General features: G+C 44.8%; 26 protein-coding genes and 1 other annotated feature. Of the genes, 2 read left to right on the forward strand and 24 right to left on the reverse strand.

Annotation, left to right across the window (positions count from 1 at the left end; all coding sequences use genetic code 11):
- Nucleotides 1–150: 150 nt before the first annotated feature.
- Both ACNAZ4_RS13430 and ACNAZ4_RS13435 read left to right on the forward strand, forming a co-directional pair.
- Nucleotides 151–1290, forward strand: a complete 1140-nt coding sequence (locus ACNAZ4_RS13430; protein ID WP_415815048.1) for an IscS subfamily cysteine desulfurase — start codon at nt 151–153, stop codon at nt 1288–1290.
- 57 nt (nt 1291–1347) lie between these two features.
- Complete coding sequence (locus tag ACNAZ4_RS13435; protein ID WP_415815049.1) at nt 1348–1890, forward strand: transcription repressor NadR; 543 nt, start codon at nt 1348–1350, stop codon at nt 1888–1890.
- 226 nt (nt 1891–2116) lie between these two features.
- On the opposite strand, the gene pheA is transcribed toward ACNAZ4_RS13435, so the two are convergent.
- The 24 genes from pheA to ACNAZ4_RS13555 all read right to left on the reverse strand — a co-directional run bounded on the left by pheA (nt 2117) and on the right by ACNAZ4_RS13555 (nt 22862).
- Nucleotides 2117–2962 (reverse strand): prephenate dehydratase, encoded by an 846-nt coding sequence (pheA, locus tag ACNAZ4_RS13440; RefSeq protein ID WP_415815152.1) that lies wholly within the window; start codon nt 2960–2962, stop codon nt 2117–2119.
- A gap of 27 nt (nt 2963–2989) precedes the next feature.
- Entirely contained in the window at nt 2990–3442 is a 453-nt protein-coding gene (locus ACNAZ4_RS13445) for an ACT domain-containing protein (protein ID WP_415815050.1), read from the reverse strand.
- A 93-nt stretch (nt 3443–3535) separates the two neighbouring features.
- Complete coding sequence (obgE, locus tag ACNAZ4_RS13450) at nt 3536–4828, reverse strand: GTPase ObgE (protein ID WP_415815051.1); 1293 nt, start codon at nt 4826–4828, stop codon at nt 3536–3538.
- Nucleotides 4829–4875: 47 nt separating this feature from the next.
- Entirely contained in the window at nt 4876–5415 is a 540-nt protein-coding gene (locus tag ACNAZ4_RS13455; protein ID WP_415815052.1) for a Spo0B C-terminal domain-containing protein, read from the reverse strand.
- A gap of 176 nt (nt 5416–5591) precedes the next feature.
- Complete coding sequence (rpmA, locus tag ACNAZ4_RS13460) at nt 5592–5882, reverse strand: 50S ribosomal protein L27 (RefSeq protein ID WP_023627149.1); 291 nt, start codon at nt 5880–5882, stop codon at nt 5592–5594.
- A 13-nt stretch (nt 5883–5895) separates the two neighbouring features.
- Nucleotides 5896–6228 (reverse strand): ribosomal-processing cysteine protease Prp, encoded by a 333-nt coding sequence (locus tag ACNAZ4_RS13465; RefSeq protein WP_415815053.1) that lies wholly within the window; start codon nt 6226–6228, stop codon nt 5896–5898.
- Nucleotides 6229–6244: 16 nt separating this feature from the next.
- Nucleotides 6245–6553 carry a 50S ribosomal protein L21 gene (gene rplU / locus ACNAZ4_RS13470; protein ID WP_144477733.1) on the reverse strand — a complete coding sequence of 103 codons (309 nt, stop codon included), beginning with the start codon at nt 6551–6553 and terminating at the stop codon, nt 6245–6247.
- Between the two features lie 15 nt (nt 6554–6568).
- Nucleotides 6569–6649 (reverse strand) — a sequence feature (ribosomal protein L21 leader region).
- Nucleotides 6650–6928: 279 nt separating this feature from the next.
- Nucleotides 6929–8383, reverse strand: coding sequence for an Rne/Rng family ribonuclease (locus ACNAZ4_RS13475; RefSeq protein ID WP_415815054.1), 1455 nt, complete (start codon nt 8381–8383; stop codon nt 6929–6931).
- A gap of 227 nt (nt 8384–8610) precedes the next feature.
- Nucleotides 8611–9477, reverse strand: a complete 867-nt coding sequence (locus ACNAZ4_RS13480) for a M50 family metallopeptidase (protein WP_415815055.1) — start codon at nt 9475–9477, stop codon at nt 8611–8613.
- The gene (locus tag ACNAZ4_RS13485; RefSeq protein ID WP_415815056.1) at nt 9470–10246 is read right to left on the reverse strand and encodes a peptidoglycan DD-metalloendopeptidase family protein; all 777 of its coding nucleotides are present in this window, start codon (nt 10244–10246) and stop codon (nt 9470–9472) included. The genes ACNAZ4_RS13480 and ACNAZ4_RS13485 overlap by 8 nt, the downstream gene beginning before the upstream one ends.
- Nucleotides 10247–10660: 414 nt before the next feature.
- Nucleotides 10661–11464: a septum site-determining protein MinD gene (gene minD / locus ACNAZ4_RS13490; RefSeq protein ID WP_415815057.1), complete on the reverse strand. Its 804-nt coding sequence runs from the start codon at nt 11462–11464 to the stop codon at nt 10661–10663.
- Between the two features lies 1 nt (nt 11465).
- A complete protein-coding gene (gene minC, locus ACNAZ4_RS13495) occupies nt 11466–12146 on the reverse strand; it encodes a septum site-determining protein MinC (RefSeq protein WP_415815058.1) in 681 nt (226 codons plus the stop codon).
- Between the two features lie 345 nt (nt 12147–12491).
- Nucleotides 12492–13010, reverse strand: coding sequence for a rod shape-determining protein MreD (mreD, locus tag ACNAZ4_RS13500; protein WP_415815059.1), 519 nt, complete (start codon nt 13008–13010; stop codon nt 12492–12494).
- Nucleotides 13007–13897 (reverse strand): rod shape-determining protein MreC, encoded by an 891-nt coding sequence (mreC, locus tag ACNAZ4_RS13505; RefSeq protein ID WP_415815060.1) that lies wholly within the window; start codon nt 13895–13897, stop codon nt 13007–13009. Before mreC ends, mreD begins: the two co-directional genes overlap by 4 nt.
- Nucleotides 13898–13973: 76 nt before the next feature.
- On the reverse strand, nt 13974–14996 hold the full coding sequence (locus ACNAZ4_RS13510) for a rod shape-determining protein (RefSeq protein ID WP_415815061.1): 1023 nt from the start codon (nt 14994–14996) through the stop codon (nt 13974–13976).
- A gap of 161 nt (nt 14997–15157) precedes the next feature.
- Nucleotides 15158–15847, reverse strand: a complete 690-nt coding sequence (gene radC / locus ACNAZ4_RS13515; protein ID WP_415815062.1) for a RadC family protein — start codon at nt 15845–15847, stop codon at nt 15158–15160.
- A gap of 64 nt (nt 15848–15911) precedes the next feature.
- Complete coding sequence (locus ACNAZ4_RS13520; protein WP_415815063.1) at nt 15912–16484, reverse strand: Maf family protein; 573 nt, start codon at nt 16482–16484, stop codon at nt 15912–15914.
- Between the two features lie 171 nt (nt 16485–16655).
- Nucleotides 16656–17774: an SPOR domain-containing protein gene (locus ACNAZ4_RS13525; protein ID WP_415815064.1), complete on the reverse strand. Its 1119-nt coding sequence runs from the start codon at nt 17772–17774 to the stop codon at nt 16656–16658.
- Nucleotides 17775–17891: 117 nt separating this feature from the next.
- Complete coding sequence (locus tag ACNAZ4_RS13530) at nt 17892–18701, reverse strand: hypothetical protein (RefSeq protein WP_415815065.1); 810 nt, start codon at nt 18699–18701, stop codon at nt 17892–17894.
- Nucleotides 18698–19336 carry a hypothetical protein gene (locus tag ACNAZ4_RS13535; protein WP_415815066.1) on the reverse strand — a complete coding sequence of 213 codons (639 nt, stop codon included), beginning with the start codon at nt 19334–19336 and terminating at the stop codon, nt 18698–18700. Before ACNAZ4_RS13535 ends, ACNAZ4_RS13530 begins: the two co-directional genes overlap by 4 nt.
- Nucleotides 19336–20325 carry a type IV pilus biogenesis protein PilM gene (gene pilM, locus ACNAZ4_RS13540; protein WP_415815067.1) on the reverse strand — a complete coding sequence of 330 codons (990 nt, stop codon included), beginning with the start codon at nt 20323–20325 and terminating at the stop codon, nt 19336–19338. Before pilM ends, ACNAZ4_RS13535 begins: the two co-directional genes overlap by 1 nt.
- A 15-nt stretch (nt 20326–20340) precedes the next feature.
- Nucleotides 20341–21096 (reverse strand): prepilin peptidase, encoded by a 756-nt coding sequence (locus ACNAZ4_RS13545; RefSeq protein ID WP_415815068.1) that lies wholly within the window; start codon nt 21094–21096, stop codon nt 20341–20343.
- A 5-nt stretch (nt 21097–21101) separates the two neighbouring features.
- A complete protein-coding gene (locus tag ACNAZ4_RS13550; protein WP_415815069.1) occupies nt 21102–21530 on the reverse strand; it encodes a type II secretion system protein in 429 nt (142 codons plus the stop codon).
- Between the two features lie 126 nt (nt 21531–21656).
- Nucleotides 21657–22862 carry a type II secretion system F family protein gene (locus ACNAZ4_RS13555; RefSeq protein ID WP_415815070.1) on the reverse strand — a complete coding sequence of 402 codons (1206 nt, stop codon included), beginning with the start codon at nt 22860–22862 and terminating at the stop codon, nt 21657–21659.
- Nucleotide 22863 lies beyond the last annotated feature (1 nt).

Here is a 22863-nt window from a genome sequence, read left to right on the forward strand (position 1 = left end):
TTGTGACCGAAATGCTGAGGATTCCTCTTTTTCGGGCACATGTTCGGTCTGCTTGTGACCGAAATGCTGGGGATTTCTCTTTTTCGGGCACATGCTTCACTTTCCTGGATCCAATCCTAAGAATGATCATTAAAACAGAGGAGCGAACCTATGAAATATTTCGATTATGCTGCTACGTGCCCGCTTGACCGGGACGCTGCGGATATTTTTATCAAAGCATCGACAGAGTACATTGGTAACAGCCAGAGTCTTCATGAAGCGGGGTCTGCGTCGGCTAATCTCCTGGAGAGCTGCAGACAGGAATTCGCCAGGTTGCTTGATGTCGAAGAGGCAGGGATTTTTTTTACAAGCGGCGGGTCTGAAGGGAATTTTCTAGGGATCATGGGGCTTCTCTCGGCAATAAGAAAAAACGGCCGCCACATCATTACCAGTGCAGCTGAGCATTCCTCGGTTTACAACCTGATGAAAAAACTAGAAGGAGAAGGCTGGGACATTACGTTCCTGCCAATGGGTGAGGATGGAAGAATCGCGATTGACACTTTTATCAAAGCAGTCCGCCCTGATACTGTGTTGGTTTCAATCCAGCACGCCAACCCGGAAATCGGGACACTCCAGCCGGTCAAAAAAATTGCTGAATACTGCCGGTCCAATGAAATCCTGATTCACAGTGACTGCGTGCAATCTTTCGGAAAAATACCGATGGACTCCCTGGCACGTTCTGTGGATGCCCTGTCGATTTCGGGACACAAGTTTTACGGGCCAAAAGGAACTGGAGTCGCCTATGTCAATCCAAGGCTTGCCTGGAAGCCATACATTGATGGCACCGTGCATGAGAAGGGCTTCAGGCCTGGCACGGTCAATGTTCCGGGAATCGCTGCGATGACCGCCGCTGCACAAAAAGCACACTTACTGATCAAGACAGAGCATAATCGCATCAAAGAGTTAAGGACTATATTTGCCGATACACTTACAGAACTCAAAAGCCCCTATCAGATTTTTGGCACAGAATCGGATGATCAGCTGCCGGGAATCGTCGGGATGGCTATAAAAGGCGTGGAGGGGCAATTTGTCCTGTTGGAATGTGATCGCAGAGGATTTGCGGTCTCAACCGGGACAGCCTGCCACACCGGACTGCTAAGCCCTGCGAAAACCATGGCGGCCATGGGCGTTAATGGCAAAGAAGCAAAGGAATTTTTCAGGGTCTCATTCGGAAGGAATACTGAGTCAGGTGATGTGGTCGAACTTGGGAAACTCCTTGCATCCATCTCTGGCAAGGTCGCTGCCGTTTAACTTCATGATGATTTATGGTAAAATTCACGAATGAAGAAGTCGAAGGAGAGATCGGTTATGAAGGAACCTACGAAGATCCTGGGAGATGAACGCCGGGAATTCATCCTGAAGCGCCTGCAGGAAAGCAATGAGCCGATTACAGGCGGCGAGCTTGCAGCCATTACCAACGTAAGCAGGCAGGTGATTGTCGGTGATATCACCTTGCTGAAAGCCAAAAATGAACCTATCATCGCAACGAGCCAGGGTTACTTATATATGCACGCCTCCCGGCCAACAGAGGCGGAACGGATCATTGCCTGTTCCCACGGACCTGAACGGACAGAAGAAGAACTTTTACTGCTTGTCGATCATGGAGTAACGGTAAAAGACGTAAAAATCGAGCATCCTGTATATGGCGACTTGACCGCTTCCATCATGGTCTCGAACCGTTACGAAATGAAACAGTTCATGGGAAAAATAAAATCCACCAACGCTTCCTATTTATCAGAATTGACGGATGGCATCCACTTGCACGCCATTTCAGCCCCGTCGGAGAAAGCTTTGGATGAAGCGGAAGAAACGCTTAGAAAAGCGAATTTCCTCATCGATTTAGAACAGTAGAAAAGCAAAAGATCCATCAATCGCTGATGGATCTTTTTATATTGGCTGTTTTCGTAAGGATTGTTGTTAAAATCCTAAAGTGAATTTAACATGATTATAAGCCATTTTGTAGTTCGCAATTAAATGTGCAGGCTCTTTTCTCTTATTTACCATTAATTTTGTGAAGAAATATATGTCTTTCAATCCAATCTCCCAGCCAAAAGCATAAAGTTTTAAAAAAGAGCCCTTATATTTTACGGCTGGAATAGCTTCCGAGCATTTTAACGGTGCAGCCCAGTGCCTCAAGTTCGGCAATGGCTCCCGGAATCAAGACGTCATCCATTTTAAAATTGATATCGATAATGAAAAAATATTTTCCGAGACCGGTTTTCATCGGACGGGATTCGATTTTGGACAGATTGAGCTTCCGCCAGGAAAATGCCGACAGGACTTGATGCAGTGCTCCGGCCTGATCAGATGGCAGGGTGATCATCAAGCTCGTCTTGAAATCTTCCCCCTTGTCGAGGTGAAGCGCCTTTTCCGGCCTGGTGAGCACAGCGAAGACGGTATGGTTATAGCTATAGTCATGGATATTTTGCTGAGCCATCGCCAGTCCCTCATATTCTTGTGCAGCAAGACTGTTGGCGATCGCTGCGATATTCCGTTCTGGATGATCTTTAACAAATTTGGCCGCCGCGGCGGTCGAAGCCATATGTTCGTGTGGAATACCTTTAAATTCTTTATGTAAAAATTTATGGCACTGTGCTAGTGCGTGCGGATGGCTGCAAATCAACTCCGCATTTCTCCAATTTTCCAAGTTGTCCTCGTGCACCAGTAAGTGCTGCCTGATCGGCACAATCGCTTCACCGGCAATTTGGAGGTCCGTTTCATGGACCAGGTAATCGACCGTTAGGTTCACAGATCCCTCAATTGAATTTTCCAATGGCACGATCGCTGCGTCAATTTCCCCTTCTGAAGCAGCATCCATGCATTCAGGTATGCTTACAAACGGAATCCGCTCCGCTTCATGAAACAACTGCCGGGCTGCATAATCCGTAAACGTCGCTTCCGGCCCAAGATATCCTATTTTCAAGTCCATACCTCCCCCTTGCTGCAATCATTAAGCGCCTGTTCCCAGCACTTCGACTTTTTCAACAAATTCCAGTTTTCTCAGACTTGTGAGCAGCTCGTCCATTTCGACTCTCATTTCGGTGATATTCAAGCTTAGCGTCACATTCGCCCTTCCCTGCAGCGGAATGGTCTGATGGATGGTCAAAACATTGCAGCCGCTAGCCGCGACAGTGATCAGCAGTTCCGATAGCGTCCCAGACCGGTCTTCAAGCTGAAAAAACAGCGAAATGATCCGCTCTTTCACAACCGTATGGAACGGAAAAACAGTATCACGGTATTTGTAAAATGCACTGCGGCTTAAGTCGACCCTCTGGACTGCATCCCAGACCGACTCGGCTTTGCCACGTTCAATCATTTCCTTTGCCTCAAGCGTTTTCTTCATTGCTTCCGGCAGGACATCTTCCCGAACAAGATAGAATTTCTTATCTTGATTTTGCTTCATTCAAATCACCCCATCAGAATGCTTGCCTACTTTAAAAGAGGAAAGCCGATTAACCTGTTACTGGCTAATCGACTCCCTGTCACCACCTGAGGCCTACTCTACAAATTCAAATTCATATTCAAGCAGCTTGACCGTATCTCCATCTTTTGCGCCTCTTTCACGGAGCGCATCATCAATGCCCATCCCACGCATCTGGCGGGCGAACCTTTGGACGGATTCATCCCTTGAAAAATCAGTCATCTTGAACAGCCTTTCAATACTGTCACCGGCGATCACAAATGTGCCATCCGGTTCGCGGGTAATCTGGAATTCCTGTTCTGCTTTTTCATGCTTGTACATGACGCGGTTTTCGTCTTTCTCCAATACTTCTTCATCGATAAGAGGGAATTCCGGAGTCTTTTCAATCAGGTCAGCTACTGCGAACAACAACTCACGCAGACCTTCCCTTGTAACAGCTGAAATCGGGAAGATTGGATGGTCATCCCCGACCTTTTCCTTGAACACTTCCAGGTTCTCTTCGGCATCAGGCATGTCCATTTTATTCGCAACAATGACTTGCGGCCTTTCTGTCAGCCTTAAGTTATATTCTTTCAATTCATTATTGATCGTCAGATAATCCTCGTATGGATCACGGCCTTCCGTCGCAGCCATATCGATTACGTGGATGATGACCCTTGTACGTTCAATATGACGCAGGAATTGATGCCCGAGTCCCACTCCGGAGTGCGCTCCTTCAATAAGACCTGGCAGATCCGCTAAAACAAAGCTTCTACCGTCTTCTGTTTCAACCATCCCCAGATTTGGAGCAATCGTCGTGAAGTGATATTCAGCGATCTTCGGCCTTGCTGCTGATACAACGGATAACAATGTCGATTTCCCTACACTTGGGAAACCAACCAAACCTACATCAGCAAGCAGCTTCAGTTCCATGACGATTTCACGTTCCTGGCCTGGCTCACCTTTTTCAGAAAGCTCTGGAGCTGGATTGGCAGGTGTCGCGAAACGCGAGTTGCCACGTCCGCCGCGGCCGCCTTTAGCGATGACTGCCTGCTGGCCATGCTCTACCAGGTCAGCAATGATTGCGCCTGTTTCAGCATCTGACACGATTGTCCCTGGAGGAACCTTGACAACCATATCCTTCGAGTTTTTGCCATGCTGGTTCTTGGACATTCCGTGCTCGCCGCGCGGTGCCTTGAAATGGCGCTGGTATCTGAAATCCATCAGTGTGCGCAGCCCTTCTTCTACCTGGAAGACTACATTTGCGCCATTACCGCCGTCGCCGCCAGCAGGACCGCCCTTTGGCACATACTTTTCACGTCGGAACGCGACCATTCCATCGCCGCCGTCTCCGCCTTTCACATAAATCTTTACCTGATCGACAAACATTATGTCATTACCACCTGTCTGAAATTTGTTATCGCTTCTATGTTTCCCTAGAGTGCTTCCATGAAAACTTCGATTGTCAGTTCTCCTTCGACCACACCATCGGAGACGATTTTCAGCTTGTTTCCCGGCTTTTGGTCAAGGAAGCTTTCTAAGCGATTTTTATCCTTTATTATTCCGCTAAAATCAAAAAAGAACCCGATTCCTTTCTCCTGCGGTTCAATTGTTACGGAGAGATGATTTTCCTGATATGGTTCAATTGAAGAATCCAATGTTCCAAAAAACTGCTCTGTCCAGACTGTCAAAAGCTGGTCATCTAATCTGTGGAAGTTTTGGGAGTCCATTACCTCGTATTCCAGCTGGAAATGATGACTCTCCCAATTGCAGGTTAACAATGTAGAGGCAAACTGAGGAAGATGTAAATTTGATAGCTTTGCATCCTGCCTGGCTTCCATGATAATTTCTTCAATGATCTCTTTAGCCCGGTCCACTTTGTTCAGCGCCAGATTTCCTTTAATTAATTGAAGCTGATTCATCCAATCATGGCGCGCATGGCGCAAAACCTCGATTGTATCCCACTCTTTATTCATACACATACTCCCTACTCATAAGACTTGCTTGGTGTAAGTATAACAAAAAAGCCATTCTGCGTAAGCTAATTATGTATTTATATTAGTTGGATTGCTTATCATATTTAATCTTTGGCTTTATTCAGCCGTAAAAAACAAGAAAACCCTAACCGCAGTGGTTAGGGCTTCTCTTTAGCTTACGCTTCTTGAGCTGCTGGATAAACACTTACTTGCTTGCGGTCACGGCCAAGACGTTCGAATTTAACGACGCCGTCAACCTTAGCGAATAGAGTGTCATCTCCACCTTTACCCACGTTTACACCTGGGTAGATTTTAGTTCCGCGCTGACGGTAAAGGATAGAACCACCAGTTACGAATTGACCATCTGCACGCTTAGCGCCTAGACGCTTAGAGATTGAGTCACGTCCGTTCTTAGTTGAACCTACACCCTTCTTAGAAGCGAAGAATTGAAGATCTAATCTTAACATTTTGTTCCACCTCCTACTTTTTGAAGGTTAATTTTATGTGCTTTCCGTACTCTTTTTCCATCGATTGCAATGTAATGACCATGCTTTCAAGGAGCAATTGGATTTTCTCCTGTGTTTCCTCCGGCAAGTTGTCGGGGATTTCACAGCGGAGAAAACCATCAGCACCCTGTTCAATGTCAGGTGTGACTCCTGTCAATCCAATGATGGAATTGACAGTTCCGATCGAGATGGTCGAAACACCTGCACAGACAATATCGCTGCCATGGGCAGCAAACCCAGCGTGGCCGCTGATTGTAAACGACTGGATGCGTCCGGATTTTGTACGATTAATCGTTGCACGAATCATGCTAATCCGCCTTTAATTAAGCGTTGATCTTTTCGATCACGACTTTAGTGTAAGGCTGACGATGACCTTGCTTCTTACGATTGTTCTTTTTCGCTTTGTACTTGAAAACGATGATTTTCTTTTGACGGCCATTCTTTTCTACTTTAGCAGTTACAGTTGCGCCTTCAACTACAGGGCTTCCAACTTTAACGTTCTCGCCACCAACAAAAAGAACCTTGTCAAAAGTTACAGTTTCGCCTTCAGCAGCGTTCAGCTTTTCAATGTAGATTGCTTGTCCTTCTTCTACCTTTACTTGCTTGCCGCCAGTTTCGATAATTGCGTACATTCCAGTGCACCTCCTCATTAGACTCAGACTCGCCGACCGCAGGCGTTTGCGTATTTGCAAAGCTTAAATACCTGAAGTGTGCGGTTGTAGCACGGGTGCTACAAACAATAACATTAAAATACTATCATATGCCGAGCAATAGTGTCAACACATAATCCATCTTCTTTTAATTAGGCTCTTTTCTCAAACTTTGTTGCTAGTGGCTACAAAATAGAATTGAATTACCTAAGATTGATCACACAATTCACGACTATTATGAGAAAAGAGCTTGCAAACTTAGTACCGACCTACGAAATGGTTATTATCACGTTAAAATCGGCTTTAGGATTTTAACAACAATTTTTACGTAAACAGCCTTTAATGATCAGCTTCGGTTCAATCCCCTTCTGTCGAAGCACCAGCGTGAAGGATTTCATAAAAAGGCTTCGCCGCGTCTGACACAGAGAATTCTATCTTAAAACCAAGCGCTTGTTCAAGCCTCAATTTATGGATATCAGCTTCTCCGGAAAAATGGCGGATCACTTCATCGGTAGCGGAAATCAGGATTTCTTCGTAATCAGAGTGTTTATATTCCCACAGCTCACGCTCAAGTCTGTAAGCCACTGTTTCCGAGCTGAGCACCTGCCCCGAGCCTCCGCATGTCCCGCATTTTTCAGTCAGAGTCTCGGCCATCGACTGCTTCGTTTTCTTCCTTGTCAGCTGGAGGATCCCCAGCTCTGTAAAACCGATGATCCGTGTTCGGCGCCCGTCCTGAAGCAGTTCTTTTTGAACGAGCTTCAGCACCTTGTCCCGCTCACTCTGACTCTTCATATCAATAAAATCGATTAGAATGATCCCCGCGAGATCCCTAAGCCTTATTTGCCTTGCCGCTTCGGCTGCTGCATTCATATTCGTTTTCAGGACAGTATCTCGCAAATCCGTTTTCCCTGAAAACTTCCCCGTGTTCACATCGATCATCGTCAGTGCCTCACCCTGGTCGATGACCATGTAGGCTCCTTTATCCAGCCAGACAACTCGTTTCAGCAGACGCTCGATCTCCGGCTCGATTTTATAAAAAGAAAAGACAGGATCTTTTCCAGTGTAAAACTCAAGTTCAACAGCCTCCGGGACTTGGTGCTGAATTTTTTTCTTGAAATCAAGGCTGTCCACGATAACTGTTCCATCTTTAACGGATGTCAGTGCAGACAGTGCCTGTTCAAAAAAATAATCACGGCTGAAAACGAGGCCTGGCTTTTTCATTGCCGAAGCGTTTTTCAACATTTCCGCATATTGACTGCGCTGCTGGTCAAGTTCCTTGACGATGATTTCCTCTGGCTGATTCAGGCTTTCAGTCCGAAAAATGATTCCTTCTTCGGCTGTTTTCACCTGTCCGGCAAACTCTTTCCATCTCGCTCTCGTTTCCATGGACTCGGCCTTTTTGGACACTGCTATGTACTTGCCCTTCGGCATATAGACAATATGTTCTCCAGGAAGCTCGATGACCCCTGTCAATCTCGCCCCTTTGGTTCCCGCCGCATCCTTCTCAACCTGCACCAGCAGCTTTTCACCCTGGTGTACATAAGCTCCGATCGGGCGGTTTGCCTTGTTCTCATCCTCTGACAATACATAGGAAGCCAGCTTGTCTTTTTGCAAAAAACCGCTTGGACCTTCGCCGAAATTGACAAAGGCCGCGTTCATCCCCGGTATCACTTTTTCAACGATGCCCAGAAAAATATTGCCGACAAGCGATTGCTGGCCAGGCTGTTCAATATATATTTTTTCGACTTCGCCATCCTTGACCATAGCAAAGCGTTTTTCTCTAGAATTTGCATTAACGATTAACTTGTTCATTGTTTCTCCTTACCCACTAGAAAAGCGCAAGCGCCTTGATCAGCCCCGACAAGCACTGGAGGGCCGCCCAATGAAGTCGCTCTTTGACTTCATTGGGCGGACCGAAGCGACTCTAGGGGCTAGGCGCTGGAGCTAGACACTATTCTTAGTGCAAAAAGATTAATAATTATTAAAGTAATAAAAAAATACAGCGCAAATGCTGTCTGCGCTGCATTCATTATCCTATTTTAGTAGGTGTAAAGCAAATCTCCTATTTTGGCTGTCAGTAATTTTTCACTGAAAAAAGCATGAAGCAATTCATTTTCGTCGAGCACCATTTCCTTGCCATTTTTCCGCTTGACGATGATTGGATGCTTGCAGCCGCGCTGGAACCGTTCAAGCACATGGCCGACCATTTCATTCTCGCTGGTGTTGATTGGTTTCAGCTCGCGCAAATCGATCTGCTTACCATAATGTCTCTCCATCAAAAAGCGCATGAACGTAAATCGCCGCTGCTTCCATTCAAAATAGAGCGAGAACGTCAGGAACCCTATGATGACCCAGACATTCAATGTCAGCGGTGCGATGAATAGCAAGGCCGCTGAGAAGATCAACAGCACCGCAATTGAACCGTATAAGGTGCGCAGATGGGCTTCCTGAAAAGAGGTGTTCATCGACAGCAGGAGGAACAACAGCTTTCCGCCATCCAATGGCCAAATCGGTATAAGGTTGAACACGAGGATCATCAAATTATATTCCATGAACAACGAATGCCATTTTTCAGGGAACATCCCTGCGAGGAAGAGCAAGTAGGCAAGCGCCATCATCCAGACATGCTGTAATGGTCCTGCAAGCACGACAACAAGCTCTTCTTTTAGCGGCCTGTTCCCATGCTCATCCATCTCTGCTACACCGCCGAATGGCAGCAACGCAATTTTCTTGATTCTCCACGAAAAAAAAGAGGCTGCAGCACCATGTCCCATTTCATGAACAAAAATAATCAGCAGCACCATCATCAGCTCTATAAAATGCGCGGTCGCAACAGCAAGGGCGATGACCACCCAAAGTAAAGGGTGGATCTGTATTTTCCGCAATAATTCAAAGGTTTTATTCAAACTTGATCACCTGGACGGGATCGACGAAGTCATCCCCTTTTTTAATCGCGAAATAAAATGAGCCTTTTGTTCCGTCCTCGCTGTCCATCGCTGTACCGACCTTCGCACCTTTGGAAATGTACTCATAAAGATTCACGTCAATTTTGTCCAGGTTCCCGTACCATGTTTCACTTTTGTCCCCATGCTGGACAATCACCGTTTTGCCGAAGCCCTCTTTCATGCCGACAAAATGGACAAGTCCTTCATTCATCGCCTCAACACCAGCACCCTTGCCGGTTTCAATCATGATCCTCTGGCCGTTGTCGCCAAAATCCTCAAGAATCTTCCCAGAGGCAGGAAGCGCATATTGGCTGTCGGAACCAACCTCAGTTTCGCTGTCTCCACCTGTATTTTTCGCCGGAAGGAGTGCCAACGGCTTGCCAAACTGGTTCTCATACCAATCCGAAACCGCAGCAAATTGGAACTCCTGCTCCATCGTATGCTTCACATATTGCTGGATCGACACCGCTTTTTCCGAAGGGCTTCGGTAAATGATCGCCACAATCAACACCAGGCATGCAGAAGCAAGCACCTTGAACAAAAAAACTTCTTTCTTGAATAACGGATGGCCCCCTTCTCCCGGCCCCATATCATAGGATGGGAGCCTGTCAAAACCATGCCGCTCCTCCTCCGTCGAGAAAAAACGGTTGTGGTTCATTTTCTCCATTCTTTCCCGCTCCCGCTTTCGCTTCATCATCCTTCTCCGTATATCATCAGCTCTCGAGTTCATCCAATCCCCACCAATCCCCTTGTACTCACTGTTAGTACAAGTCTATGACCTGTCCCACAAGAGTATGACAATTTCGGAGGAGGGGATTCAATAACTAATATCAACTTCATAGTTATCCTGCTGGGAGCCCTTTTGGTCATGAATAATGCCTGACTCAGACGCTTTTCACAATAAAAACCATTATGGTTGCAACCATAATCCATTTACTTGTCCTTTTTTTGGGGCGAAGAACTGCTTGAGCTGCGACCGTATTCCAGNNNCCTGCTCTTTTTCGGGNNGAGAACTGCTTGAGCTGNGACCGTACTCCAGTATCCTGCTCTTTTTCGGGCGGAGAACTGATTTTAGTTTTGGATTACCTCTAAAAACAAAAAGCACCTGCTTCCCTAAAAAAAACGGGAAGCAGGTGCTATATGCTTAGCGTACACCAAAGAATTTCTTGATCTTCGAAAATACGCCTTTGCTTTCAGTATCAAGCTGCTGCAATGGAACGGATTCGCCAAGGATTCTGCGGGCGATGTTCCTGTATGCGATGGAAGCTTTGCTGGTTGGATTCAACGCGATTGGCTCACCGTGATTGGATGCTCTGATGACTTCATCATCATCCGCTACGATCCCGATTAGATCGATGGATAGATGAGTGGTGATTTCATCCACATCAAGCATGTCGCCATTTTTCATCATATGGCTGCGGATCCTGTTGATGACCAGCTTCGGTGATTCAACATTCTCTTCTTTTTCTAGCAGGCCGATGATTCTGTCAGCATCCCTTACAGCAGAAACTTCAGGTGTAGTGACAACAATCGCCTTATCTGCACCGGCAACAGCATTCTTGTAGCCTTGCTCGATTCCAGCCGGGCAGTCGATGACGATATAGTCATAGTCCTGCTTCAATTCATTGACCAATTTCCTCATTTGCTCAGGCTGGACAGCTGTTTTGTCACTTGTCTGGGCTGCTGGAAGCAAATAAAGGTGGTCATCGAAGCGCTTGTCTTTTACTAGTGCCTGATGGATTTTGCATCTGCCCTCAATGACATCGACAAGATCGTAAATGATGCGGTTTTCAAGTCCCATGACAACGTCCAGGTTGCGCAGGCCGATATCTGTATCAATCAGACAGACTCTTTTGCCTTGAAGGGCCAAAGCTGTACCTATATTGGCAGAAGTTGTCGTTTTACCGACCCCTCCTTTTCCGGATGTAACTACAATCGCTTCTCCCACTTTAAAGGCCTCCTTCGAATCTAGTTAAATTAGGTCTTTTTTTCATTAAAACTTGCAATCTATCAACTACGATTTGTTTACTTTCTGATATGTACGCACATTCCATTGCACGATTCTCATCCTCGGGCACCTCGTCCGGGGCACGGTTTATGCAGTCATTGATCCTCAGCTGCGAAGGCTTCATCACAGAAGCAGCAATTACCGCATCATTATTGCCGTCCGAACCGGCATGCGCGATTCCCTTTAATGCACCCATGACAAATATATTGCCTGTTGCTTTGACTGTGCCGCCAGGATTCACATCACCAATGAGCAGCAAGTCTCCGGTTATCTCAAGGACCTGACCTGAGCGGATCACTTTCGCAACAGGAACGATTTCCGTTTCCTGGCGAAGTTTCTCGGCTTCTTCCCTGGAAATGACATTTGTCTCAAGGTCCTCGACGATCAAATTCCTTTTTTGGCGGATCAAGTCTTTCAGCTCTTCCTCCTGGTCATTCGTAAGATACCGATTCCCTATCTTCACCCTCACAGAAAGAAGCTGCTGCTCTTCCTGGACACGCGTGGAATTCGACAACTTCCGATCCAGCTCTTTTTTCAGGTCGTCATAAGAACAAGTATCATCCAAATGGAGCGTAAGACCGTCTTTTGTCCCTTTAATTGTCACATTTTGTGTTTTCTTCATACCCGATGTTCACCTCAAACGAAAAGCGCAAGCGCCTTGGTCAGCCACGACAAGTATTGAAAGGCCGATCAGTGAAGTCGTTCTTTGACTTCATTGTTCGGACTAAAAACGTCTCGAGGGGCTAGGCGCTGGAGCTAGACACTAATCTAAGTGTAAAAGTAAAACTTTCAAATTCGATAAGAAAAGCGCAAGACTATTGTCTGCTATAAAAAAATAATTTCTTATATTACTTGAAAAGGAATTCGACATTCATCCGCAAAATTCCTTTATTTGAATATCGATGGTCGCTAATTTCCCACATAATACTGCTGTTTCAGTATTATGTGGGAAATCCCACAATAGGTCTTAATCGTTCCTCAGTCTGTCTGCAGTGTTCTCGAATTGCTTTTTGAATGGATAGGCAGCCAAAATGATGAAAGCCAGGTTCAAAATCAACGTCGGGACTAGTCTTATTTTAACATAGGTCGAAAAGTCCAGGTCAGTAATTTTTATTAACAGCATCATCTCATAAACGCCCATTTCCAGTAGCGCAATGCCGAGAAGAGACAGGATGGATACAATCAATATATTGGTTTGGAGAATTCTGATCATATATGTGAACAAATATGCGATGACCGGAAACATGAATAGATATATACCGATGATTTCGGTGTATACGAGATCAAAAAGCAGACCAAAAATGATTCCATACAGAATTCCATGCTTAGGACTGAGATAGGCTGTCAGGAACAGGATCCCGGCCATCAGGAAATGCGGCACAAGGATTCGGTCACTGTTAAATAACTCAGCTGGCAGCAGTTCGACAAACAAACTTTCCAGGATGAATAAAAATGCGAAAAGCGCGGGGAGCAGGAAACGGGTCAATTGCCTTCCTCCTCACCATCGCTATCTTCCAAGCTTTCTTCAAGGTCCACTGAGAGCATGGATTTCTTCACAACCATGACATGTTCCAAATCATAAAGGTTCGCTTCCGGTTTGATATAAGCCGTCTGGTTCAATCCAAATTGATCTGGAACAACATCGACGACCTTGCCAATCGGCAGGTCCTTCGGAAAAATGCCGCCCATTCCGGTCGTTACGACGTTTTGCCCCTTTTCGATCTTGGCATTATACGGAAGCCCTTTCAGTAACAGAAGTTCTTTTTTCTTGTCATATCCTTCGATTGTGCCGTAAAGCGGTTTATCTGCCTGAAGGATGGCGGATATCCTGTTGGTCGGATCGATTGAGCTGATCAATTGGACTGTGGCTGAAAATGGCGTTGTGCTCTTTACCTTGCCAATCAGCCCTTTCGCCGTGATGACAGCCATGTTTTTTTCCACGCCGTTGGACGCGCCTTTATTGATGATAATCAGTTCATTCCAGCGTTCAGGGCTTCTCGCGATCCTGACGGCCTGGATTGGTTCATAATCTGCAAGCGATTCTTTTTTATCTAAAATTTCCTGAAGTTCCTCGTTTTCTTTTTCAAGAGAGTACACCTTTGCTTCAAGTCGGGCCATATCATCAACGCGTTTCTTCAACTCTTTGTTTTCCTGATATGTATTTTGCAAGTCTTGAAGGCTTTCAATAATGCCTGCAACATAATTAGCCGGCCTGGAAACAACGGATTGTACCCAGCTGGTCGAATCTTTGACAAACTGTTCCGGCCATGTCAATTCTTCTCTTTCCCTCAAAGAAAAACCAATCAATGCCACGAGGACTATAATGCTCACAAGCAGCATTATCAGGCGTTTATTAAAAAAGAACTGTGGCATGATTCACACCTCTAATCTAAAAATATGGATGACAGAAGATGAGGGAAGTGGATGATTTCCGCTTCCCTTCTTCACATTATCTTGATTCTTTTGCTTTGCTTTTGAATAAATCAATATGGTCCAATGCCTTGCCTGTTCCGGCTGCAACACAGTCCAGCGGATCCTCGGCAATCAATACCGGCATCTTTGTTTCTTCACTGATGACTTTGTCAAGATTACGAAGCAATGCGCCTCCGCCTGTCAGGACAATTCCACGGTCCATGATATCGGAAGCAAGCTCCGGCGGCGTCTTTTCAAGCGTAAGCTTAACTGCATCGACAATTGCGTAAACTGTATCATGCAGGGCTTTGGCGATTTCTTCTGCTGTGATTTCAATCGTTTTTGGCAACCCAGTCAACAAATCGCGGCCGCGGATTTCCATGTTTTCGATTCCATCTGCGTCACCAGCTGAACCAACTTCCATCTTGATCGTTTCTGCCGTTCTCTCACCAATCATCAGGTTGTACGTTTTACGGATATAATTGATGATTGCATCGTCCATTTCATCACCGGCAATGCGGACGGATTGTGATGTGACAATTCCGCCAAGGGAGATGATTGCGACTTCCGTTGTTCCGCCCCCGATATCGACGACCATGCTTCCTGTCGGTTCCCAAACTGGAAGGTTGGCACCGATTGCCGCTGCAAACGGCTCTTCGATCGTGAATGCATCCCTTGCACCAGCCTGGCGAGTCGCGTCGATTACCGCACGCTCTTCAACCGCTGTGATTCCAGATGGAACACAGACCATGACATAAGGCTTACCTGCAAACCAGCCTTTATTCTTCGTAGCCTGTTTGATGTAATACTTCATCATCGTCGCTGTTGTTTCATAGTCAGCGATGACGCCGTCCTTCATCGGCCTTAGCGCCACGACGTTACCAGGCGTACGCCCGATCATGTTCTTCGCGTCATTCCCGACTGCGACAATATTTTTTGTATCCGTCTGAAGGGCCACAACGGATGGCTCCCTTAAGACAATTCCTTTTCCTTTTACATAAACAAGTGTATTCGCAGTACCGAGGTCGATTCCCAGGTCTCTTGTTCCAATCCCAAACATATTTGTATCTCCCTTTCTTAACAAAAAATGCAATAAAAGAACAGGCAATCTATTACAAAAATTAGTTGAATGTTCATAGGCAGATTTTCCGGCCAAATTTTAAGCTTGTCCGCAAAAATCATAAATTATATTATATCGTAACGTGAATCAAAATCCTAGTATCATACATACCCTTTTTCCTTCAAACTAACATATTTATTTTCCCCAATGATCAAATGGTCCAGCAATTCAATTCCGACAATTTTTCCCGACTCGCTTAGACGCTTTGTGACTTCAATATCCTCCCTGCTCGGGGTCGGATCGCCGGATGGATGGTTGTGGACACAAATGACAGAAGCCGCCGACCTGCGGACTGCTTCCTTGAACACTTCTCTCGGATGGACAATCGAAGCGTTAAGGCTGCCAATGAAAATTGTCTGTCTGTGGATCACCTGGTTTTTCGTATTCAAATACAGGCAGACAAAATGCTCCTGGGTCAAAAAGCGCATATCATTCATGAGATATTTTGCACCGTCTTCCGGTGAGCGGATGACATAGCGTTCATCAAGGGTATGATTGGCGATACGCCTGCCAATTTCTACGGCTGCGAGAACATGGATCGCCTTTGCCTGGCCAATCCCTTTGATCTGGGTCAGCTCTTCAAGGATCGCATCCTTAAGCAGACGCAGCCCTTCAAACTGGGAAAGCATCCGGTTCGCAAGCTGAAGGACCGATTCTTCCCGCGATCCCGTACCTAACAGCAGGGCTAGTAATTCATGGTTGGAAAGGCTCTGGGGGCCATTCTGGATGAATCGCTCCCTCGGCCGCTCATTTTGCGGATAATCTCTGATCATTAATGAATGTGTAGACAATACATTTTCCTCCCAGTCATGATTATGACGAGGGAAGTGTAGAAGAAGTTTCTGTGGTTTTCTTTTAATAAGGAAGGTTGTAACCGATATTCCGCAACTCCCTGATCAATCTTGATACAGGCAGTCCAACAACTGTGTAATAATCCCCACTGATTTCCCTGACAAGCATGCTGCCGAATCCCTGAATTCCATAGCCGCCCGCCTTATCGAATGGTTCACCGCTCTTAATATAGGTGTCGATTTCTTCATCTGACAGTTCCCAGAACGTCACATCTGTTTTTTCATAAAAACGCGTTTCCTTCTCAGGGGAGATGATCGATACTCCGGTATAGACTGAATGGGTATTACCAGACAGCTTTTTGAGCATCTCGGTAGCTTCTTGTCCGCTTTCAGGCTTCCCAAGAATCATTCCGTCATGGACGACGACAGTATCTGAGCCAATCACGAAACAATCCGAAAAATGTTGAGCCACTGTTCCCGACTTTCTTGAAGCAAGCTCCATAACTGCTTCAGACGGACTCAGCGTATCACTGAAACTTTCATCTGCATCACTGCTCGAGATTTCGAATTTCAAGCGGAGGTTTTCAAGAAGTTCTTTTCGCCGTGGAGAAGAAGAGGCTAAAATGAGGCGTTGCATAAAATCACCTTTCTTTTCTTATTGCATCAAGGGAGACACAAGCTAATACTATCAGAGTTCACCATTTGCGACAATCATTAGCCAAGGTTTTGGCAAAAAAAATCAGAGCCTGCCGCAATATGGCGAAGGCTCTGTTAATTTGTACAATTTCCCGGAAAATATTCTGGTATATTACTTTCCTATTGCCTGGTAGGCAGACAGGAATGAGAGAAGGCTTTTCTCCATTTCATCAAGCAGATTGGCGTCCTTCGATTTCTGGTAACTGGCAAAAGAAGCACTTGCCTTTTCAAGACTAGCCTTTGCTTTAAGGATATTTGGATCCTTTACATCCTTGTCGGTTATTTTTCCGAGGAGTGCGTTAAAATCTTCTGTTTTTTTCACTTCCTCTGCTGAAGTTTGTGATCCCCTCATCAGGATTGAATATATTTCCGGAGCCTGTTTGAGGAACTTTGCTTCATTTTCATTCAACCCTGCAGCTTTTCCTCCCGGGATTTCGAATGGCTTTGCAAAAACCTCCACACCTTTGGCCTTGAGAGCCTCAGCCTGCTGTTTCGCAGCTTCGATGCTTCCGGCTGCTCCTAAATAAACTGCGAATTGGCCATTTACAGGGAACAGCTCAGCTGTGACCCCCTTATCCGCAAGCAGTTTCACTCGCTCCTTCGCACTATCCTCGGTCGTAAAAATTCCGTTCTGGACGATGAATACTGGAATGGATTTCAGCTCCAGATCCTCCCCGCCGCTAGCCGGTTTGTCGGCTGGCGTGCCTGTTTTTGGAGTACTCACTGCAGGGGATGCAACCGTTTCCTGTTCCGATGCAACAAACTTAAGGAACGTAACCCCAAATGCCGTTCCCAGCAACACCGCCAAAAAGACCGTCACAAAAATAGTCGTGTAAAAACGGTTGCTCCGCTTTGTTTTTGTGTTCCAAACCGATATGCCCAGGCCCTTCTTTGTCTTTTTCGATTGCTGTGGCGCGATTTTATATTCTTTGACACTCTCCTGTTCGATGGGATCAGGCAAAATCCAGTCAAAATCATCCTCGGCCTTTTCCTGGGCAGCCGCAGTTTCATTTCTCGCTGATTCATTATCCATTGGATACACCTTACCCCGTTCATCTCGAGAATCATTGATCGCAAACTTGCCGCTATTTTCATTTTCGAATTTACTATTTTCTATTCTATCTTCTTTCCGCTTCTTTTTTTCGACGTTCTGATGATCCTGTTGCTCTTCCTTAACCGGACGGTCCTTGCCATTAATCTTGATTGTGATCGTTTTGCCATGCTTGTCCAAAGCTTGTACCTCCCCCTGCCCGTTCCTGTTTTGCTTCATCCTATCACACAGGCAAAAAAAAATAACAAGACTTTTGTCGTCTTGTTATAGAATGCTTTCGTCAATTTTTTTACTAGATTAATTACGGTCATCCTCTGTTTCATCCGTTGCTTGTTCCTGCTCAGTCAGATTGTCCTCAGAATAATCGCCCGAAGTCGGGAACGGATTGCGCTTGTTGGCTGGGGGTGGAGTTTCGATCCCTGGATTATCACCCATCAAGTCATCAAAACCTGAAAGATAAAATGCATTAAAAGTCAGGTTCATTCGGATTTTGCCCTCTTCATCTGAAAGTGAACGGATTTCTTCCGGTCCACTAAATGATATGGATTCCACCATGACTATCCGCTGTAATTTTTCCAGGGTTGCAATAAATTTCTCAAGGTCAAAATAACTGTCCGATTCCACAGTAATAGTTACAGTTGTTTTCGCTATTCCGTCTGGCATTTGAATAGGTTGGATATTATTATCAGTCAATGATCCTGTTTGCTGCCCTGCAACTTCATCATCCAGTGTTTCCTGTCCGTCATTAACCTGCTGACTTACTTCTGTTAATTGACCTTCATGATCAAATTCCATCTCAGTTATGTAGCTGTTTGATATGACTTCCGCCTTTTCAAGGTCAAGGACGAGTTGCTCTGTCAAGGGATCAGCTGGAAGAGTTTTTTGCAGCTCCACTGTACTGTTAAAATCATTCGAGCTCCCGGCAGATAATCGTGTTTCTAGTGTTTCGCCCAATTTTTGTTCCGTTTTAAGCTGATTTTGTTTCAAATACAGACTATCTTTTAATGGAGAAAGATACAGGTAATAAGCGCTAAAATATAGAAGAATCGATAAAACCGCCAATGAAATTAAGAGGATGGCATTCTTCTTATTTAACTGGAGGTTCATGTTTCATCTCCTCCTTTTGTATCTATCTCCTTATTCTCCTTGAAAAAGTCTGGTTTGAATTCAATCTCGTATTCAGCACTGTAACGGGGCAAGGTTTTCACTTCATCCTGGTTGTCTGTATTGTTAGATATCTCAGTATCAGAACCATCATCAACTGTCTTGGCGATAATGTTCTTCAGCGTAACTTCATTCACCCACTCAGAAGCTTTTAAAGAACTTAAATAAAATGCGGCATCTCTTGATGCATCAAACTGGATCTTAATCACAGCAGACTCATTATTACTATACTCAAAGTCTTTGATAAATCCACGTTCCGGCAAACAGCTGATGATCTTTTGCAAAATCAAAACCGTGTCTAACGGGTATTGTTCTGCCCAATTCACCGCATTTTGCAGTTTTACAGCCGAGCTGCCACCTTCCCCTGCCGATAGCTTTGCCTGCAAAATATCATTCAGCTTTTGAGTACTCTCTATTTGTTTGTCCATAGAAGCCATCTTATTTGCATAGTTAGTTCCTTGAAAATAGATGATCATGGCAGGTACCGACAGTAAAAGAATCCCAACAAAGGCCATGATGAGCAAGGAAGATTTCTTATGTTCTTTTTTAGGCAGCAAGTTAATCTCTACAAGCATCATCACACCTCTTTTAATCCGAGACCCAGGGCCAGATTGTAGCATTTTGGCAGTGTCTCCAGCTCACTATCACTGTCAGTCAAGCTGACCTTAAGAGTATCAACTCGGATCTCAAACCGTTCTTTCATATCAGCAAGAATGCGGTCAATCATTGGATGGTCCCCGTTAACCAAAATCCTGGTCACTTCCTTCTTACCGTAGGTAAAAGAATAGCGGTAAAAATCCATCAGTTTTGTAACGTCACGATAAATTTCCTCGAGTTGATAACTCAACTCTGCTACATCCCCAATATAGACCATTTCCTGTCCATCTTGCAGCGGTTTCATCTTCCAGTTTTCTATAAGGTCCCCAGGCAGATGGCGCATGAAAACCGGGATATGTTCTTCAAATACGCACATACTGACGACATCCAAATCAAACTGGACTGATAATAAGACATCATTTGGCTGCTGCATATCCGATTGGTGAAATAAACGGTATATGGCAAGCGGAGAGATATCTGCCGCAATAGGTCTAAGTTTCAGATTCTTAAATAATTCTGCGTACTCATTCACAAATTGTTCAGGAGCAGCAAAAATCAAAATTTCCCGCTGCTGTCCTTGAATACCGAGAGTGATGATATCGAACACTGGATCCTCAAAAGGCAAATGAATCGAAGTACCTAATTCCAGATACAAATACCCCTGGATTTCATCATCCTTCACATCTGCAGGAATTGATACCTTTCTGATTGTCACGAGTGAATCAGGTACAATGAAACGGACTTCCCTTTTAGCAATCTTCCAGTCCTCAATGCATTCGTCCAGGATATTCAGCAATGTATCATAATCTTGTATTTTTCCATCCAAAATAAGTCCAGCTGGCAAAAATCTTTGCCCATACTTTAATGGAATGGCTGGTTTCTTTTGTTTGAGTTCAACATATCGGATTGAATAATCATTGAGAACAAGATTGACAACCTTGGATCTGACGAAAGAAAAGGGAAAAGCCATTTTGAAAACTCCTTATCAAAACACAGTTAGTAATAGATTTAAGTACCAGTCAATCATTTTCTCTCCAAAAAAGTAAGCCACCAGTGTACCAATGGCAATAAAGGGTCCGAATGGTATCGGTTGTTTCCTTTTGACAAGACCCGTCATCAGTCCGATGATGCCAAAAAAAGCCCCAAAAAAAGTGGAGAAAAAGAAGGATAGAAACATAGTCTTAATGCCGACAGCAAAGCCAATCAGCGCGAAAAGCTTGATGTCACCGCCGCCCATGCCTCCTTTACTGGCAAAAGCAATCAACAGAAGAAGGAAAAATCCCGCTGCTGCACCAATAATAGAATCCCACCAGGGCGTAAGAGGTTGATAGATTCTCACACCAACAAAAAGTACTGTAAAGCCGAGCAGTACTTTGTCAGGAATAATCATATAAGCAAGATCTGAAACAGTAATAATAATAAATAACGAAATAAGCAAAATGGCAATAACAAGTTCAAATTCCCAGCCTATTAAATAGAATGCACTAGCAAAAAGCACACCCGTCAAAAGCTCAAATAAGGGATAAACAGGAGAAATGCCGACCTTGCACCGGCGGCATTTCCCCATTTGAAAAACATATGACAGAACAGGTATTAACTCTAACGCCGTGAGCTGGTGTCCACAATTGGGACAAGACGAGCGCGGCGCAACAATTGATTTTCCTTCCGGGACCCTCAGGGCTACTACGTTGTAGAAGGAGCCTAGGATGAGGCCGTAAAAAAACATAAGAAAAGTCAACATATATTTTATTCTTTTGGAGCTGGGATAGTTCTGCTTCCACTACGAGAATCTTTATTGATGTCATCTTTTGAGGCATCTTTAAAGGTAAGAATTACTGAACCATCTTTACTTGTACCACTGAATAACAGCTCATTACCTACATATTTAACTGTATAATTTTCGAAATTATCTGTACTATCCAGATACTTAGGTTCAAGTTTAGCCTGATCTATTCCCGTTTCAGTAATAGGAGTCTCTATAGAATATAACCTTGCTCCATCTAGAATTTGCAATGCCTCTGCTTTTATTGCATCCGCTTTAGATTTTTCGATGACATTCCCTATACTAGGCACCGCGATAGCAGCAATAATCCCCAAAATAACAATAACAGCAAGAAGCTCTACCAGCGTCAAACCTCTCTGATCCTTCATTTTTTTCTTAAAAGCTTTTAACATGTTTACCTCTCCTCTTTAGTAGTATTTTCCTATGACAAATGAATTACGTATCTATCAATATTATAAGGGATAGATTGGTATTTTCATATAAGTAAGTGTGTGGTTTTTGTCTGTTTTTGTTACTTTTTAATTCACATGATTAAAGATGTCGAACATTGGGATCATGATGGATGTGACGATCGTTCCGACTAGTCCTGCAAGTATGACAATCATGATTGGTTCGATCAATGATTTGAGCTGATCTGTGCTTGTTTCTACTTCTTTTTCATAAAAGTCAGCAACTTTTCCTAGCATGCCGTCAAGCGAACCTGTTTCTTCACCGATTGAAATCATCTGAGTGACAAGAGGGGGAAAAGCCCAGTGTTGTTTCATTGGTCCTGTCATAGACTGGCCGACTTCCAAAGAGTCACGCGATTGGCGAACCACCCTCGATATGACCTCATTCTCTACTACATTTTCAACGATTGAGAGTGCTTGGAGGATGGGAACTGAACTTGTAAACAACGAGCTCAATGTTCTTGTCATCCGGGCAATCACCGCTTTTTGCATCAACTTTCCGAAAATCGGCATCCTTAACATGGCGTAATCCAGATAATATTTTGATTTCTTATTTTTCCTTGCACTAACAATTGAGGTAGTAAGGATTATGAAAAACAGAAGAATGAGCCACCAAAATCCTTGCATGAATTCGCTTGCGCCGAGCACGAATTTTGTGATTCCCGGTAGCTCTCCGCCGAAGTCCTCGAACATCCCGACAAAGGTTGGAACGACTGAAACTAGCAGGAAGATGACTACTCCTATTGCAATCAAACCGATCACGGCTGGATAAGTCATCGCCGCGACTACTTTTTGACGGGTGGTATGCTGCTTTTCATAATGGTCGGCTAGGCGTTCCAGTGTTTCATCCATGTTTCCGCCTGCTTCTCCAGCTTTAATCATGTTGATATACATAGAGGAAAAGATTTTGTCATGCTTAGCAGAAGCCTGGGATAGCTGTGTACCCTCTCTGAGTTCCGCTTCAATATCGAGCAGAGCTTTTCTCAACGCCTTGCTGTCTGTTTGACTTGCCAAGATATTCGTTGACTCGACCACCGATACGCCCGCTTTCAGCAGGGTGGCAAACTGACGCAGGTAAATGACCAGATGCTGAAGTTTCACAGGATTCCCTATAGAGATTTCCTTGGTCAAAAACGTCTCTGGGACCTCGAATATTTCTGTCGTGCGGATCCCTTCTTCTCGCAATTTTGACAAAGCCTCTCGTTTGGAACTCGCCGTGATTGTACCTGATCTTTTCTTCGTGCGATCCCGTCCAGTGTATTTGAATCGTGCCATT

Source organism: Mesobacillus thioparans (assembly GCF_965138835.1).
Classification (GTDB): Bacteria; Bacillota; Bacilli; order Bacillales; family Cytobacillaceae; genus Mesobacillus; species Mesobacillus thioparans.